Source organism: Desulfuribacillus alkaliarsenatis, from assembly GCF_001730225.1.
In the GTDB taxonomy this organism is placed as follows: domain Bacteria; phylum Bacillota; class Bacilli; order Desulfuribacillales; family Desulfuribacillaceae; genus Desulfuribacillus; species Desulfuribacillus alkaliarsenatis.
In genome coordinates this window covers 17,452-35,921 of sequence record NZ_MIJE01000007.1, presented here as the reverse complement: position 1 = coordinate 35,921, position 18,470 = coordinate 17,452, and the positions used below count along the sequence as shown (strand labels likewise).

Below are 18,470 nucleotides of genomic sequence, written 5' to 3'. Positions count from 1 at the left end.
TTTCAAGGTGATTAAGGGTGAAGGTTATGAACCCTTATATACCAGAACTGATTTTACTGATGCTTTACATGAAGCATTTAGCTTTCGCACTGACTATCAGATTATTACTACAAGTAAGATGAAAAAAATTTTTAAAGATACAAAAAAATAAAAACATTACTCACTTTTTCGGCAAACATTAAAGCCTGCAGACCCTTTAGTATCAAGGTTCTACAGGCTTTTTGTATTCATCAAGTGTCAAAGACAGGAATTTATCATGAATTCACTTTTTTTTCAATAGATTGTTACGAAATTGTGACAGGAAAAATACACCTACGGCTGTGACATGCTTCACAGCTATCAAGTATTAGCTATGAATAAAAAAGCCCGTAGCACAGCACTGTTTATTAGGAAACAGCTTGTCTACGAGCCTACTATATTTCTTTTAGAATCTCTTAATTCTAAAATATCTTATTTGAACTTATTTGAATTCAACGGTATGACATGAAGCACAATCAGCATAAGCACCATCTAGTGCGTGTGGTACTGATTCTGCATATGCATCTCCTGAGTGACACATTGCACAAGTCGCAAACGCTGGGTTATCATGGCCTGCTGGTAGTACTAGAGCAGCAAGACCTCCAGATGCTGGCTCTTCAGCTGCTGGTTCTTCTACAGCTGGTTCCTCAACTGCTGGTTCCTCAACCGCTGGTTCCTCAACCGCTGGTTCCTCAACCGCTGGTTCCTCAGTTGCTGGCTCCTCAGTTGCTGGCTCCTCAGTTGCTGGCTCCTCAGTTGCTGGTTCTTCAACTGCTGGTTCTTCTACAGCTGGTTCCTCAACCGCTGGTTCCTCAACTGGGTCAACAGTAGTCTCCTCTGCATCGTTAGAACCACAGCCTACAGCTAGAAATAGAACTAGCATTAGAGAAAGTGAAAGTACTAATAGTTTGCTTAGTTTCATTCTTATACACCCCCATTTATATATGTATATTCTACTTACAGTTATATAAGTTAACATACTAGTTAATGATTTTCAAGGGATTTAAGCAATTTTGTTACAAAATTGTTACAAGTAGATTGCCTATTGTGCGCTATGCACACTGTTTCAACGATATTTGTTTTTACTTTATTAGTAAATAAAAAAAGAGAGGCTTTTGCAAAGCGCGTGTTAAAAATCGCCAGCAAATAGCCTCTCCTAACTTAACCTTGTCCTAGCTTACAGTTACTCAGTTGCAAGTGTTTGGTCTGCTTGCTGGGATTTAGGGAATATTTGAATAAATTGTCCTTCGCACTCTTCTAGTATGTCCTCTATATTAAGTGCCTCTTCCTTTTGTCCACTTTCCAGTAGTACTTCTTTATATTTCGTTAATAGCTGTTCGACGTCCCGAACACCTTTTTCATCTAGCTTAGCTAGTGCTACTTTAGCACCACGGGCAATACGAGCTTGAATGGCTGCCTCATCTAACCCCAGTTCTGGACTAAGCTTGACGTATACGACACCACCAGTCATACCTGAGCACATCCAAGGACCTGGATCACCCAATACGATTGCACGACCGTTCGTCATGTATTCAAAGGCAAAACCTTTAATGTTCGCACGAGTTCCTACAGCACCTAACTCATCATTAATAGGCTGCTTTAGCTCGCCGCCAATGATAACATCTGCACCAGACAGACGAATTCCCGCACGTGAATCAGCATCTCCTTGTACGATAAACAGTCCTGCCTGGGCTCCATAAGCAAAGCCTTTTCCAACAGAGCCATTTACACGCTGACCGAATTTATTCTTACCCTTTAGGATGATAACCTTGCCACCAAGGGCCATTTTGCCCACACCATCCTGGGCTCCACCTTCCGTATATATACCTACCTTGTTTTGGTTAAAGGCGGCAACACCGTTACCAAGAATTGAGCCGTTAGCAAACCTAAGTTCAGTGCTCTCTAAATTTTTAAAACGGTTATCAAAATTACCACGGGCAATTGAGCCAGCCAACCTAGTTCCAACGCAGCGTTCCTCACTTGGTACAAATCCGTAATTTTTGACAACATTAGTCTCGCCATTAAGTGCTAGCTTAGTTACATCATGGGCTATTTTCTTCGTTAGCTCATTTAAAAGGGTCGTACTTTTATACCAATTTACGCTAACTGACTTAAGCAGAGCAGCACGTTCTGCATCAATTGTGTAGGGCTTTAATAAATCAGAGCAGTCCACTCTGTCTAGTTCACGTACTTGCTCTAATAAATCGCTACGCCCGACCAAATCTTGTACATTCGTAAATCCTAGGCGAGCCGTTAGCTCCCTAAGCTCCATGCCCAGGTACTCAAATAATGTACATAAACTTGCTACAGCCTCCTGAAGATTACGCGGATTGAAGACCTTCAGTCCCTTGCGTTGTGCTTCCTCGACGGTTTCAACCTGGGTCGTAATTCCGACGTGGCATGTGCCTTTATGACAGCCTCGGCAGCTAGTACAACCAACTGCAACCATCGCCATCGTGCCAAAGCCTGAACGATTAGCCCCTAGAAGCATCATTTTCACAGCATCAAGTCCGCTTTTCAGTCCGCCGTCAGCCCAGATTTCAACACGTTGACGTAAGCCAGCATCAAGTAGAGCGTCGTGGGCGTATTTGACTCCAATTTCCGTTGGCAAACCTACATGACGAAGTGCATGGGCCCTAGCAGCTCCAGTACCACCGTCATAGCCACTGATTTTAATAATATCTGCCCCTGCTTTAGCAATACCAACTGCAATTGTTCCGATATTCGGTACTACTGGAACCTTAACTATTACCTTTGCTTCACTGTTTGCAACTTTAACCTCTTCTATAATTTGCGCTAAATCTTCTATAGAATAGATATCGTGATGGTTAGACGGTGAAATTAAGTCTACACCTGGGGTCGCATTACGGGCTTCAGCTACTTTTTCAGATACCTTGGACCCTGGCAAGTGACCACCTTCACCTGGTTTTGCCCCTTGGCCAATTTTAATTTCTATTAAGTCTGATGAATTCATTAAGTTAATATTAACACCAAAGCGCCCTGAAGCAATCTGCTTACCACGGGTTTTCCTGTACTTTCCTAGCATGTCAGGAATCTCGCCACCCTCACCGTTTAATGAAATCATATCCAAACGGTCAGCCGCTTCTGCATAGGCACGGAACGCTACTTCATTCTGTGAACCAAATGACATTGAGCTGATTACAAATGGTAGGCGATGCTTACCTGCACTAATGTTGACATTCTCAGTCGTTACTTCTTCGCTTGTGTCTGTAAGCTTCAAATCCCATGTGTGACGTAAACTGATCGGGTTTTCTTTTTCAAGGTTTTCAAGCTTTTCTAAAAACTCACCGTAGGAGCCTTCTCCCCTTGCCGCCTTAGCAGCCACCTTCCAAATTTTTGGATAGTAATGGAACACCTTAGCAAGCTGCGGTTTGTCTTCGCTGGCAAAGGTCGCCAGTCGCTCTTCCATATCCTTATCCATTTCCTTAAAACCAAGTCCTGCCTTTTCTGAAGCAGAGAAGTTGCGAACACCTAAATATTTAATAACCTCTGGCTTTAAGCCCACACTTGAGAATAGGCGCGCATAGCCACGTAGCTCGTGAATTCCTAGTGTCGATAATACCTTTTCGATTCCTTTTTGTAAGCCCGTATAGAGGTTACGAATGGATTTACGCGGTTCCTCGGAGCCGACAAACTCTAATAACAGATACGGATTAATAGCATCAGCACCAAGTCCCATCGCCATCATAAAGTCATGTAGATTGCGAATCCCACCAGAACGCAGAATCAAGCTGCACTTACGACGCAGATTAACACCAGCGTTGTCAAAGTGGCGTTTCAATTGAATATCTACTGCAGATAATATTACTAATGGGTCAATCCATTTTTGTCCTTGTTTAAAGGCCTGTGTATCATCAAAGATAATCAGCTCTGCGCCATTTTCCACGGCTTCGATTACATCGCGGCGAATACGACGTACACCGTCTAGCATTGTTTCTTCGCCAGCATATGTGGTTTGGAATACATGTACCTTGTTCTCAGGAAATTCAAGGATGAGATCTTCAATCATATAGGTATGAAGCTTTTCGGCAATGTGACGATATTGACCACGTTCTACCGGTAAGCCGTTACGCTCTCCACCTAATAGGATTGGACTGCGAATTTCCACCCGCTTGAAATCAGCAGATTCCTGACTGTTCATCGTTGGTCGATATCCAAGAATAACACGGGTAGAGAAATGCTCCATCTCACGTTCACGGTCAATCGCTGGGTTTGTTACGACGGCAACGCTTTCTTTCATGTAATCTGCTAGGTTTTGCTTATCCTTTGATAAACATGCCAACGGACCATCAAAGCCCATTGAACGTACTGCTTCCGTTCCCGTTAATTGCATCTGACTTGCCAATTGTATGTCATCAGTATCCCAAGCAAATGCTTGCATTAATCTTTGTCCATCAGTGTCATCACTGAATTTGATATTTCTTTTAGTTAATTGTTCAACTATATCGTCATCTGAATCACAATAGGAGCGCTCAGATGTGAAATGAACGTATTTGGAGTATCCATCGAAGTTGCATTTTTCACGAGCAAGCTGATATACCTGCTGCTGGTAATCGCTGTATCTATAAAGTGTCGTGCCATTTGTCTCTCTATTATCTGCTGTATACTGTAGCTCAATAGCTACTTTCTCCCCTGGTGCGAGTGGTGCTGGATCACTTACCATCGTTTCTAGAGGAATTACACCCTGCTCAGAGCTAAAGAAATAAGCATCCTCAGCATCAATAAACCATAACGGACGTAATCCTAGTGCGTCAACAGCAAACACACACTGGTTACGGTGTCTAGACACAATCCCTGCCGGCCCCTGGGCATACGGCCCAAGTAATTGACGGTAGTAAGCGTATAAATCCTGTAGTTTTTCATCGAATCTTTTAATCTCATAAGCTATTGGTGGGAATACAAGCTCCATCGCTTCAAACAGTGAAAAGTCATATTTGCAAATTAACGCTTCAATAGTTCTGTTTAAATCCTGGGAATCACTGGCGTCCTTAATCATCGGGATACCGAGCATCTTCCCTTCTTCACGTAAGCGACTAATAGTATTTAATTCACCGTTATGCCCTAATAAAGAAAATGGTTGTACTCGTTCAAACGTGGATAATGTGTTAGTAGAGTAACGATTATGTCCAATCGTAACTACACTTCCGAAATTAGGGTTCTTTAAATCTGGATAGTATTCTGGCAACACACTCGCTGCACCCATAACCTTGTAAATTACAGAATATCTGCTCATGGAAGCTACGTGCACAGGCGTTAGGTTTTCAATCTTCACTAGAATATCGAATAATAGTTTGTCCATTTCAAATGCAGTTAAATTCGAAGCAACATCTCTACTCGCCGATTCCCGTTTGCGAATTTGACAACCTAGCTGCCAAAAAACAGGCTCTTCCGCCTTTGCCATTGGTCCAAGTGCATCATGGACAACGTTACCAATGATATCAACATAAATCCGAATGCCTGCTTCATACAAAAAACTGCGAACCTGGTCTTTAACCCATTCGCAATGCTCCCCTAGTGATTTCGGGATTAAGATATGTGCCACAAAAAATGACTTATCTTCAGCTATCTTTGGATCGCGCCCGTCCTTCTCTAGATACTCCGCCCATATTTTACGAGGAATATCTGTAAGAACACCGCAACCATCCCCTTCGCCATCGATAAAGCCTGCGCGATGTTCCATTTTAATTAATGAATCAATAGTGCGCTCGACATTATGACGTTTAGGTTGACCATCCTTCTCAACTGTAGCAAAAATACCACAGCTATCATGTTCTCTTGTCATCTTATATTCCTCCTTATATACCATCATCAATCACGACTAATCTAATTCGGATTAAGCTACTTTACTGCTTTAAATTGATGATTAATGGTTATTAATTATACATATAATCGAATACAAATACAAGAGCCTGATATTACTATAACAGGTAAGCTTTTTCTAGTAATATCTATAATTTGTTTATGCATTTATTTATATATTCAGTTGTATAAAACAATAGATAGATGTGAAAAAACTCGAAATAGTGTAAAATGATTCTATACCTACCTAGGAGGGGTAATCATGTCAAAGCTATTTCAACTTATTTTAACTATAGTAACCATAGTATCCCTCGTTTTTGTAAGCTTTGCTGGTTATATTATCTGGTCTGCATTCCAGGCAGATGCTACTGAAACTATAGGGGACATGCCCGTAGAAGAAGCTGCTGACGAAGTAAGATTTGATGATGATGCAATAAGTGATGGAATTGATAGCGATACAAGCGATGTCAATGGCACAGGTACAGAAACTGACCTAGACAGTGCTACCGCAGATGATAGCCTGCTAACACTATTAACAGCTGCTCTGGCTAAGCCTGCTTTTGTAGTTTTGACCTATCATCATATTGACCCAGAATTAGAGAATAATCCAATTACTGTTACACCGGAACGCTTTGACGAGCACATAAGCATATTACAAGCTAGTGAATACGAGCCTGTTTCATATCGGGAATTAACGCGGTTTCTACGTATAGCAGAAGAGACCCGAAGACTACAATCGTTAGATAGAAGATTTACTCCAGCTGAAGATGAATGGATGCGTGAAAGTATCGATTTTATTAATAAACTACCAAACGCTGGATATCATATAACCTTTGACGATGGATATCAGAGTTTTTATCAATATGTTTTCCCAAGGCTACGGGATGAGGGCATACCGTCTACTTTTTTTGTAATCGTACGCTCGTCATTTAAGGAAAGTCACACAGCACCTGATTGGATTAACTATCCTCATGTGACCTGGGAGGAGCTAAGAATTATTCAACGTCATCCATTATTCGAGGTGCAGTCCCATACCTACTCATTGCATTCTTATGAGCCAGGTAATGGTGATCCAATTCCGTCAATGACTGGGAGAGTTTACCGCAGGGACCTTGGCAGAGTAGAAACACAGGAAGAGTTTGAAACTAGAATCTATCAGGATATGATACTCTCCCGAAGCTACCTAGAAAACAGACTCCGCCCACATGTTGTATCTGGCTTGTCTTATCCTTATGGAGCATATAACGACTATGTAATTGAGCAGTCCAAAAGGGCAGGTTTACAATACTTGTTTACAAATCAGCCTGGACTAGTCACTTATGAAACATCTGCGCTACAGATTCCTAGAGTTAATGCAGGTGCACCAGAAATCTCTGCAACAGACTTAATGAACTCAATCGATGACTTGTTTTTTCGCCGTTCATTCTAGCCATGCTTATAAACTCCAATGAGATAAAGCAATGTAAATGCTACACGTATAAAATTTATTAAACCTCCAAATAATCATAGATAGTGTCTTGAGACGTCTAATCCAAAGAACACTTATATAATTATTAGGAGGTTTTTTCATGGGTATTTTGGCTGGAAATTCTAAAGAGGAGCCGTTACATTACGGTGAAATTTTTGCAATTTGGGGTTATCTACATGCAGCTAACAGTGCATTAGTAGCTTACCAAACATTTTTAAATCATGCGGATGATGAGCAATTACGCAATTTCATTAGCGACAAAATTCAAAACTGTATTCGTCCAGAGATTGATCAATTAGAAAGAATTCTCAAGGTCAATGGAATCGGGTTGCCTTTAGCTGCACCTGAGCGTCCTTTTGCCTCGAATGCACAAATTCCTACAGGGGCTCGATTTACCGACCCTGAAATTGCAGGGGGATTGGCTGCAGACATCACTGCTGGACTAGTATTATGCAGTACAATAATCGGTCAATCGATTCGTGAGGATATTGCTGCAATGTTTACACAATACCACGCATTAAAGCTGCAATATGGTTCTCGATTATTACGTATGAAGAAAGAGAAGGGTTGGTTAGTACCTCCACCGCTACATACCAGCAAACCAGTTATTCATGGGAATGATTAGGTTAGTGGAGCATAGGTGAGATTGATTGGTGAATTGATTGGTTAGTCAGAATAGATGTCTGGGCATCAATTCGCTCACTACGTCTACAGCTTTAAGGTTTGCTAAGGCTTGGATTGGCTAAGCATGCCTAAAAGCTTACGCCAAAGTTCGCTCATCGACACCCAGCCATCTATTGCAGATGAATAAACAGTCTAAAAAGCACAAAGCACCTAAAACTATTGCATAATACAAAAATACCTTACAGAATTATTCTGTAAGGTGATATTCACAATCTATCTATTAGCCTTATAATTTTGTTTCTCTGGGATTTGCTTCCCTATAGAGTCTTCTATAAACCTCACTATAAAACGTTCGCGGCGATTCAAAATATTTATCACATCTGCACCGATGGCGAATACTATGAATAAGAGGCCTAGTATTGTTAGTGCCATCCATGCTTCTGCTTGTGTAAATATAATCGCAGTAGCACTGAAAAACATGCTAATCGTATAAATAATTAAGACCGTTTGTCTATGGGAGCATCCCATTTTTAATAAGCAATGATGCAAATGATGCTTATCTGGTTCGCTTATGGCTTGCTTAGACAGGAAGCGTCGAACAATTGCAAATAGCGTGTCTGCTATTGGTACTCCTAGGATTAAAATTGGAATTATAAAAGAAATCAATGTAACGTGCTTAAATCCTAGAATCGAGAATATAGCTAAGTTATAGCCTAAGAAAAGAGCGCCTGTGTCACCCATAAAAATTTTAGCTGGATAGAAATTATGCACTAAGAATCCTAGCGTACTAGCTAACAATAGAAGTGCCATAAAAGCAACAATTACATTCCCCATAGCAAAGCCAATAATACTAATAGTTGCTAAAGCAATAGATGCGACTCCAGCAGCTAGTCCATCTAATCCATCAATAAGGTTCAGCGCGTTTGTGATACCTATAATCCATAATAATGTAATTGGTATACTTAGCCAACCAAACTCGAATACACCCTGATCAGGCAACGTAATAAATTGAACTTGGATTCCAGAATATATTACAATTGAAGCCGCAATCAGTTGACCAAGGAATTTATACTTTGCGGATATTTGATACTTATCGTCGATTAATCCGACAAGAATAATAATTGCCCCACCTATTAGAAAACCAATTATCTGTTGCTCAGTGAAAATCGGACTACTAATATGTAATATATTAAACTTTAACACCATTATTAATGGTATGAAAAAAGCTAAACAAATAGCCAAACCACCCATTCGAGGCATAACCTTCGAATGCACCTTGCGTTGCTCTGGTTGATCTACAGCCCCTATTGCAATCGCAAGCTTTTTAATTTGTGGTGTTATTAGAAACGAAATACCAAACGCGATTACAAAAAATACCCCATAAATCAATATGTTCCCCATGCAACCTTCCTTTCCCTATATCGGACTATGTTCACCATCTACCATCATATCATTATTTTGTAGTATTAGCACTTATTTTTTTGCTTTTTAGCACATAATACGCAAATTTTGGTAGGGCAAGCATCCTCCTCCACCTACTTGGCTGCTTAATTAGTCGATATAACCATTCGACGTGAAGGCGTTGCCAAATTTCTGGAGCCCGCTTCATGGTCCCCGATAACACATCAAAGGAACCACCAACTCCAATTGTTAGTGGAACCTCTAATTTTTTGAGATGCTCTGAAATCCAGAATTCCTGCCTTGGTGCGCCTAATGCGACAAATAACACTTCTGGTTTTTTAGTTTGAATATCCTCAATAGTTTTCTGTTCATCGCCAACGCGAAAATATCCATGATGATGCCCTACTATATCTAGCTTTGGCCACTGCTTCTTAATTTCGTTAATAGCTGCTTCCATAACTTCTGGTTTAGCTCCTACAAAATATACTGAATAGTTCTTTTCAGAGCATAGTGCGAATAATTGTAATGTTAAATCAAATCCTGTCACCCGCTCCTTTGCAGGAAAGTCTGTATATTGTGTAGCCCATACTACACCTGTTCCGTCACAGGTAACAAGCTGGGCTGCCTCTATTATATCCTTAAGCTCTTTATTTTCTTGAGCTAGTATGACGATTTCCGGGTTTGCTGTTATTATATGGTGCGGTGTCTTCGATTGAATTAATTCATCACAGTATCGTACTGTCTCATCCATACCCATGACTGAGAAGGGAATATCGAGAATGCGTACCTTTGGGATTAATTCTTTCATATAAAAGCCGCTCCTTTATGCACTGGCTGCACTTTCTTGATCATTTTTCTGACTGTTGTTTTGTTCCATCAAAGCTTTGTCTGGCTTTTTATTTTTAAATTCATCTAGGGCTCTGCCAATACGGTTTCGTTCTGCTTGCTTGATTTCCACGTACCATAGTCCATCAGTTCCTATATAACTTCTGCTCTCAATCTCCATAGAGTGAATAGAAGTACCACGGACTCCAAAAAACTTTCTTACAAGCGCCTCGATATTTGAAGGATGAATATCTGTACGGACACCTTTACTAGCTGATTCTACAAACGGAATAACCCTTGTAACTTGGGTAAAAGTTGTTGCGCGCTCTGCTACTGCACGAATAAAGTCCTGCTGCCTGCGAATTCGTCCAAAATCCGCTTCCGCATCACTGCGATAACGCACGTAGTCTAAGGCATTCTTGCCATCTAGCAGTTGATAACCTGCTCTGATATTTATATTCGTACCATCTGTTGGGTCGTAATAGCGCATCGGTCTTTCCACATCGATATATACTCCACCAAGGACATCAATGGCATCCTGGAAGCCATTGAAATCTATTGTCAAATAATGATCAACTTTTATACCTAGAAAACGTTCTACTGTTTCCTTTGCTAGGGGCACACCTCCGTATGCCATAGCATGATTAAGCTTTGTATTACCTCTACCTTGCACTGCTACATAGGTATCACGAGGAAGTGACGTCAACATAATTTCCTCCAAATGAGGGTTTACAGTTGCTATCATAACTGTATCAGACCTAGCGGCTCCTCCATCACGAGAATCAACACCAAGTATCAATATATGAAATCCTTCTAATTCATTGGCTTTTGCTTTATTTTGTTTGCCTGATTGTGAATCTTGACCATTTGGTAGTGGTTCGTACATACCTCCTGCTAAATCTCTAAACTTATTAACTCCCCACATAGCTGTTCCACCAATTACTAACCCTAGGGTTATTACCACACTTAAAACTATCAGTGTTACTTTATTTATTTTTTTTCGTTTCCCATTAGTTCTTGTCATTTTAGTTTCTCCTTTAACGTACCTCTAAGTTGCATTCAACAGTCATATTTTATCTCATTCCTTCATAGCTTGCAATCATACTTTCCATATTGTTAAACAATTGATATACTGAATACGTAATTTAAGCTAAAAAAGTTACGCTTTTTACTAATATTTTCATTAACATTTATTTTAAATTTGGAGGCAAATCATGCCACGCATATTAATTTCAGGATATTATGGGTTTAATAACACTGGTGACGACACCGTCTTAGAGGGTATTATAACCGCCCTACAGCAGGAATATAAACGTAGCTCTAATACAGGCAACCTTGAGTTAGCTGTGCTATCGAACCAGCCAAAGATTACATCTGAGTTGTTTAAAATTGAGGCTTATAATCGATGGTCACTCAAAGAAATCCGCAAGCAACTACGAGCCTGTGATTTACTTATTATGGGCGGTGGCAGCTTACTACAAGACGTCACAAGTCCGCGGAGTGTTATATATTACTTGGGGATTGCCTGGCTCGCAAAACGATTCGGCAAACCTATAGCCTTCTACGCACAGGGTATAGGGCCAATTAATCATTCAATAAGTAAGTATTTAATGAAATACATAGCTAACAAGGTCGACATAATAACTGTTAGGGACTATAAATCTTTACTTGAGCTACAAAACATGGGGATTCACACGCCACCTATGTATCTTACAGCAGACCCTGCGCTAGCCATGGATCCAAAACAGATAGACCTCACAATTGGTGAAAACATTTTCAAAAAATACGGTTTAATACCTAAAAAAGATAAAATTGCTGCAATTTCTATTCGAATTTGGCGAAAAGAACGGGCCTATTTGCAATCGGTTGCAAAGACAGCAGATACATTGATTGAACAAGGCTGGAAGGTCGTATTTATACCTATGCACCACCCAATGGATATCGCTCCATCCCAGGAGTTAATCGGGAAAATGCAGTACCGTAATCAAGCTATTTTAATTGACAAAAAACATATGAATTATCGTGAAGTTATTAGTATGATTGGTAACGTTGACTTTATGATTGGCATGCGCCTACACGCAGTAATTTTAGCAGGGATTCTTGGAGTTCCTTTTACCGCAATCTCCTATGACCCAAAAATAGACCGATTTGTAGAGAGTTTAGATTATCCAACTCCACAACACGTGGAAAACTTAGACTATGATATGTTAATGCAGGATATCGAACATAAGATTGAAAATCTAGAGTCAGCGCAGCGATATATAAAAGAAAAAATTGAAGAAGTTAAGTCCGTAGCTCTTAAAAGTGCGGATTTGGCGCTGGGGTTGCTCGAGGAGTAGGGCGTTGCGTTTTTGTGAGAAGATTCAAAATAGAGGGCGCGATATCAATTCACTCACTACAGCTACAGCTTAACGAGTGCTAAGCTCGGCTTGGCGAGTTCCACAACTCCCTCTGGTCAAACACGCGGAAACTCTATGCCAACCCTTCGCCAAGCACCCGTAAAAGCTTCCGCCAAAGTTCGCTCATCGACACCGCACCCTCTATTCAGCAGTAACAGCTACTAAAGCATCTTTAGTACAATGACTGCATCCCTAAACTTCAACCCAACTTACACTTCACTGATTAAAAAGCTTAACAGTTTATGTGAGTGCTTGGGATGGGATTGGCGGAACAATCTTTGCTGGAGGATTTGCTAAAATTGCTTAGTGAAGAATCCCGTCAATAGCTTCTGTGTCTGAGCGTAGTTTGCGAGTTAGAAGCTATAGGGAATCGAACTTAGCAATTTCAAAGCCGGAAGCCTTGATAGTGAGCTAATCCCGTTTCAAGCACTCCCCTACAAACGCAGTAAAAAAACCACTCCAAAGTTTGCACTTCAGAGTGGTTTTGTGTTTTTCATAGAAAGAAGCTTAGATTCCCGCTTCCTTTTTTAATATCTCAGCCTTGTCTGTCTTTTCCCATGGAAGATTTAAATCGTTGCGGCCGAAGTGACCATAGGCTGCTGTATTTCTATATATCGGACGGCGTAAATCTAACATTTTGATGATACCTGCAGGTCGTAGGTCAAAATGCTTGTACACTAAATCAGTTAGTTGCTCATCCGCAACTTTACCCGTGCCAAATGTATCAACCATTACTGACATCGGCTGCGCAACACCTATTGCATAAGCGATTTGCACTTCACACTTAGTGGCAATACCTGCTGCTACAATATTCTTAGCTACATAACGTGCCGCATATGCCGCGGAACGGTCAACCTTCGTTGGATCCTTACCAGAGAATGCTCCACCACCGTGACGAGCATAGCCTCCATATGTATCAACAATGATCTTACGGCCTGTTAATCCTGCATCTCCTACTGGCCCACCAATTACGAAGCGACCAGTTGGGTTAATAAAGAACTTAGTGTTATCATCTATTAAATCCGCTGGAATTATTGGGTCAATAACGTGTTCACGGATATCTTTCTTAATTTGCTCAAGGGTAACCTCTTCCCTATGCTGTGTAGAAACAACGATAGCATCTATGCGAACTGGCTTGTCCCCATCATATTCAACAGTTACCTGTGTCTTACCGTCTGGCCCTAAGTAAGTTAGTTGACCACTTTTGCGAGCTTCTGACAGACGACGAGATAAATTGTGCGCTAAATATATAGGTAGCGGCATAAGTACCTCTGTTTCATCACAAGCAAAACCAAATACTAAGCCTTGGTCACCAGCACCAATCGCCTCGATTTCTGCATCAGACATTAGGCCTTCCTTTGCTTCTAATGCTTTGTCAACACCCATAGCGATATCTGGAGATTGCTCATCGATTGCTGTCAATACAGCACAGGTGTCACCATCAAAGTAGAAATCGCTATTATAACCAATTTCTTTAATAGTACTTCGAACAATTTTTGGTATGTCTACATAGCATGATGTGGTTATTTCACCTGCTACTAAAATAAGTCCCGTAGTTGTTGAAGTTTCACAAGCAACACGAGCATTTGGATCCTCAGCAAAAATTGCATCTAGTACAGCATCAGAAATCTGGTCACACATTTTATCTGGATGACCTTCTGTTACTGATTCTGATGTAAATAAAAATCTGCGCTTTTCAGCCATTATACAGCCCCCTCTAAACTTATTCCTCCACTATTATTCGTATCTAAACGAAAGTTGAAGTTTTCTCATATACGCGCTTATATTAATGTATTTATCCCTTATTGTCAATAAATATCCTATATTGTCGAATTTCCGTAAACTTTCAACTTTCCACTTTCCAACTAACCAACTGTCCAACTATCTAACCGTCTGCTATTGCGCTCGGGTAATATCATAACCACCACGAACCATTACGAACACAGGCGATGCAGAACTTGGGTCAGATTTAATACCTCTACCATCGTCCCTAGGTACTATTAGTTGATGATTCAGAGGAACAAGCGTATTAGCTGCCAGGTCCTTACCAGCAGTTACATCTGGTATACCATTTTCTCCTGCAACTATATGCGTTCTGCCCGTACGTACAATTAGCTCAGTTCCAGCCTTTGCCTTTAATACATCACCAGGAAATAACTCTACTACGATAAGCTCATTGCCGCCCACTTCACCAACTCCACCAACTAGTACATCATTTAGCTTCTGTCGGTATTCCTGCTCCAATTGTTCAAAATTTGTCGCGAATTTTGCCATCTGTTCGTCAACATACCCTTTTGTAACTAACGGGTCATCTGCAGACCCTGGCACCGTTGAAGTAAATTGCACTCCGAAAGCATGTCCTACTAACAATCCTGTTGCTACTACAAGTACTACTACTAATGCGATATAACGCTTTATCATTCTTTTTCCTCCCCATTTCCCTATCTAGTTGTTATAGTTTCTGCTAAATGTTAATTTTGACTTGTTGTTTTCAATTATTGGTTATAGTCTGAAATAAACCGAAATAATGCAAAAGCTACCTGTTGCCTTGTTGCAGCTTGATCAGGCAAAAAAATTTGACCTGGAAAACCTATTAAGTAGCCTAATGTTGCACTTTTTTTTATATCCTGATAAGCCCAATGTCCTGATGGAACATCAATATATCTAATAATTGGATTTGATTCTAATGTCTGCAGTTTGTCTAGTTCCTGCTCATATTCCTCACCAAATGCTCGGTACAGCATCACTGCAAGCTGAGCCCGCGTAACAGTTTGATCTGGACGTAAAGATTGATCAGCAAAACCAATAATAAGTTCTCGATCTATCGCAACCTTCATCGCATTAAAAGCCCAATGATTTCTGTCCACGTCCCTAATAGATGGTGTGCTTGCTAACCCACTAGCCTCTTGATCAATATTAACATTTAATGCACGTAGTATCAGTGTAACTATTTCTCCCCTAGTCAAGGAACGATTCGGTCGAAAGGTACCGTCTGGGAACCCCTGCACGATATTGCGCTCGGTTAAATAATATACTGCTTGTTGCAGCTCAGGCGTTATTACATCGGAAAATATAATTGAAGGCTGATAGGTAACTTGAATTGCTCGCTCTATACTTTTACCAGTGTCATTAGTCGATTTTACCCTTAATGTTTGTATGCCTGTACCTTCAAATAAATATTCGGTGAAAAAGCTCCCATCTAACCCAGCCCGTATTTCTCTGTTATTAATTGTTATTAAAGCCCCAGGGTCTGATATTCCAGATACCGGTACCAGAATCGTGCTAAAAACCTGGTCTCTTACTGGCTCTTCAATAATCAGTCTCGGTGGCGTTGACTCTGCGGATAAATTATTTATCTGCAGCATGTATGGTACCTGACGGCTCACTGACGGCTCGTTGCCACTTCTTAATAACTGAATATAATATACTCCCTGCGAAAATGTTTCTTCAAGCACCAAATGACGCGTATTTTCGACCGTCTTTATATAGCTAGGTGTTTCTCTTGTTGCTTCAAATACGCGTGCCGTTAAGCCTACTTCTTCCATCACCATATCAGGTAATAGGGCTGTTAGCTCAATTTTTATATTTGAGTTATCTTCGACAAAGAACGTAAACCAGTCTCGATCTTGATTACCATCTAAGAAGGCATAGATATTTTGATTTAAAACAATGTTCGGGGCATCCAGTCTCGTATCGTTAGGCTCCCAACGGTCTTCATAACTAGGGTTAAAGGTAACCTTTACTTGATAAGGGATAGGATGACTTCGTAGCTGGTAGTCTGCTACCATGAAATAAAATTCTCCAGCGCTGACATCACCTCGCCAGAACTCTCCAGCTCCATGGGCATGGTCATCGACAACGTCGTAATCCCTAATGTTTGTAGTAAGCGTTTTGGAAATTGTTAAGACTGGATCCATGCGTCCATAACTATTAACTACCTCTATCGACAATTCACCTGGATGTGGCAAGTCAAGCTTATACCAATCGAAATCTCCATCCTGGTGGAGCGTCCCCTCAATCAACACGAAAGGTTTCCCCTGTTCAAAGCGCTCCGTCTGAAAAATATCTATTAAAGCTGCTTGATTAATCGTATTGTTAGGCTCATAACGATCAGCCGCAATTTCAAATCGATGTTCCATACGGTATCTTAACGGCCTAGTCTCAAATTGACTTTGACGTACGCCTTTTTGCTGTAATGAGCGGACTATCTCTTCCCAATTATTAACCCTAATTCGGATATAATAACGTCCTGGTTCAAGGGTGCGATCAGGCGAATAAATAATCGGCACAAGCTGTCCTTCAGTTTGATCATCTTGTTTGTCATAGTAGTACCAGTTCATGCTGATTCCACGATATTCTGTTGTGAAAGGAACCTGCACCTTACCACGATGTCTTACGTCAATATAAAACCAATCAATATCATTAACTCCGTTTAAGGCAGAGTTTATATTAGTTCCTTGTGGAAATTCCTTAGCCTGTTCCCAGGTTCGGTTTGGCGACCATATATCAATTGTCGGAGTTACTGTTAGTGCTTGATAAGCATCAACACGTCCATAACCACTGCGCTGATTCCACACATTTTGCCCAGATATATCTACAGCAGACTGGCGAATTAACTGCCTTACCTGCCATGGCTCCATCTCAGGATGTTTTTTCAATATAAGAGCTGCTATGCCAGCGACAATCGGTGCTGACATCGAAGTCCCACTATTATATGTCATTTGGCCACGCATCGTTGTCGTAAAAATCCCCTGCCCCGGCGCAACAACATCAACCTCTGGACCAAAATTACTATAGCTTGGAACACGGTCATTGGCATCTGAAGCACCGACAGCTAAAACCGTTGGAAATGCTGCTGGATAGTTAACCGTCGAGCCATTATTACCTGTTGCCGCAATTAGCAGTACACCCTCCTGCTCAGCTAGCTTAACTGCCTCCTCCATGTGCTTAGAGTACAGTCTATCACCTAAAGACAATACGATTATATCTGCGCCATTACGGACAGCATGACGAATCCCTTGTCCTATGGTAAAATCATCACCCTCACCTGAGCCATCAAGTACTTTAATCGGCATAATCCGTGTATGCCACAAAATCCCCGTACCATCAAGCTGATTGTTCCCAACTGCGCCAAGTACACCAGCAACCTGGGTTCCATGTCCATAATCATCAATAGGTGGCTGTTCAGGGTTTATAATATTGTAGCCTGGAACTAAATTAGGCATTAAATCAGGATGCTCTAAATCTACGCCAGTATCTAATACTGCTATCACTACATCAGCATTTCCAGTTGCAATATCCCAAGCTCGCTCCATGTTTATCTGCTGGTGATGCCATTGCTGTACATATTCAGGATCATTAGGAGCAGTATGTAGCTTATAGCGATAGTTCGGTTGAATATATTCTAATTCAGAAAAATTCTGGGCAAAGGCTATTACATCCTGTACAGATATACCTTCATCCACCGCTAGCTTTGCTAAGCGCTCACTCGCATCTTTGGTTACTAGTTTTGTGCCAGGTATTGATGGTGGGTTAGTACCGTACTTCCATTTGACAATAACCTCATGCCAGTGATCTTGAACCTTCTCTGTTGGCTCAGCCTCGTAGTTATAAGCATCAGAGCTCGCAAAACTAGCAGCTGTGTTTAAGCTTTTGTAGTCAGCAAGAGACTGATGGCTAGCCTCCAAAGGAATAGCAACCACCATCATAATCATAATTAATGTAGTTATTATGCGAGCGTGACGACTGATGAACATCTATCTAAAACCTCCGAAAATATCAAAACTAATTTCTTGTTTCTATAAACAAAACTTGGCATACGCCAAGTCTTTTGGACGTAGGTGAATGCCTTAGTTGCCGTTATACTATCATCATTAAATTTTATACCCATAGGGCACACAGTAAATTCTGATAGT

11 protein-coding genes are annotated in these 18,470 nt (G+C 40.9%); 3 read left to right on the top strand and 8 right to left on the bottom strand.

The window, feature by feature from the left end:
- Positions 1-460 precede the first annotated feature (460 nt).
- Entirely contained in the window at positions 461-940 is a 480-nt protein-coding gene (locus BHF68_RS15340) for a hypothetical protein (RefSeq protein ID WP_069642663.1), read from the bottom strand.
- Positions 941-1,201: 261 nt separating this feature from the next.
- Entirely contained in the window at positions 1,202-5,821 is a 4,620-nt protein-coding gene (locus BHF68_RS05540; RefSeq protein ID WP_245669640.1) for a glutamate synthase-related protein, read from the bottom strand.
- Between the two features lie 279 nt (positions 5,822-6,100).
- Here BHF68_RS05540 and BHF68_RS05535 point away from each other — a divergent pair, with 279 nt between their 5' ends.
- Positions 6,101-7,267 (top strand): polysaccharide deacetylase family protein, encoded by a 1,167-nt coding sequence (locus BHF68_RS05535; protein WP_069642661.1) that lies wholly within the window; start codon positions 6,101-6,103, stop codon positions 7,265-7,267.
- Positions 7,268-7,406: 139 nt separating this feature from the next.
- Complete coding sequence (locus tag BHF68_RS05530) at positions 7,407-7,931, top strand: DUF3231 family protein (RefSeq protein ID WP_069642660.1); 525 nt, start codon at positions 7,407-7,409, stop codon at positions 7,929-7,931.
- 272 nt (positions 7,932-8,203) lie between these two features.
- Here the strand turns inward: BHF68_RS05530 and BHF68_RS05525 are convergent, their stop codons facing one another.
- From BHF68_RS05525 to BHF68_RS05515, 3 genes are read right to left on the bottom strand one after another with little or no spacing between them, the layout of a single operon-like run.
- Positions 8,204-9,331, bottom strand: a complete 1,128-nt coding sequence (locus BHF68_RS05525; protein ID WP_245669639.1) for a glycosyltransferase family 4 protein — start codon at positions 9,329-9,331, stop codon at positions 8,204-8,206.
- Between the two features lie 52 nt (positions 9,332-9,383).
- Positions 9,384-10,139 carry a WecB/TagA/CpsF family glycosyltransferase gene (locus BHF68_RS05520; protein ID WP_069642659.1) on the bottom strand — a complete coding sequence of 252 codons (756 nt, stop codon included), beginning with the start codon at positions 10,137-10,139 and terminating at the stop codon, positions 9,384-9,386.
- A gap of 15 nt (positions 10,140-10,154) precedes the next feature.
- A complete protein-coding gene (locus tag BHF68_RS05515; RefSeq protein ID WP_069642658.1) occupies positions 10,155-11,180 on the bottom strand; it encodes an LCP family protein in 1,026 nt (341 codons plus the stop codon).
- 190 nt (positions 11,181-11,370) lie between these two features.
- On the opposite strand from BHF68_RS05515, the gene csaB reads away from it, so the two are divergent.
- Positions 11,371-12,495 carry a polysaccharide pyruvyl transferase CsaB gene (csaB, locus tag BHF68_RS05510; RefSeq protein ID WP_069642657.1) on the top strand — a complete coding sequence of 375 codons (1,125 nt, stop codon included), beginning with the start codon at positions 11,371-11,373 and terminating at the stop codon, positions 12,493-12,495.
- Between the two features lie 567 nt (positions 12,496-13,062).
- On the opposite strand, the gene metK is transcribed toward csaB, so the two are convergent.
- The 3 genes from metK to BHF68_RS05495 form a co-directional block, all read right to left on the bottom strand.
- Complete coding sequence (metK, locus tag BHF68_RS05505; RefSeq protein ID WP_069642656.1) at positions 13,063-14,259, bottom strand: methionine adenosyltransferase; 1,197 nt, start codon at positions 14,257-14,259, stop codon at positions 13,063-13,065.
- Between the two features lie 192 nt (positions 14,260-14,451).
- Positions 14,452-14,976: a hypothetical protein gene (locus tag BHF68_RS05500; protein WP_069642655.1), complete on the bottom strand. Its 525-nt coding sequence runs from the start codon at positions 14,974-14,976 to the stop codon at positions 14,452-14,454.
- 74 nt (positions 14,977-15,050) lie between these two features.
- A complete protein-coding gene (locus BHF68_RS05495; RefSeq protein ID WP_069642654.1) occupies positions 15,051-18,311 on the bottom strand; it encodes a S8 family serine peptidase in 3,261 nt (1,086 codons plus the stop codon).
- Positions 18,312-18,470: the final 159 nt, after the last annotated feature.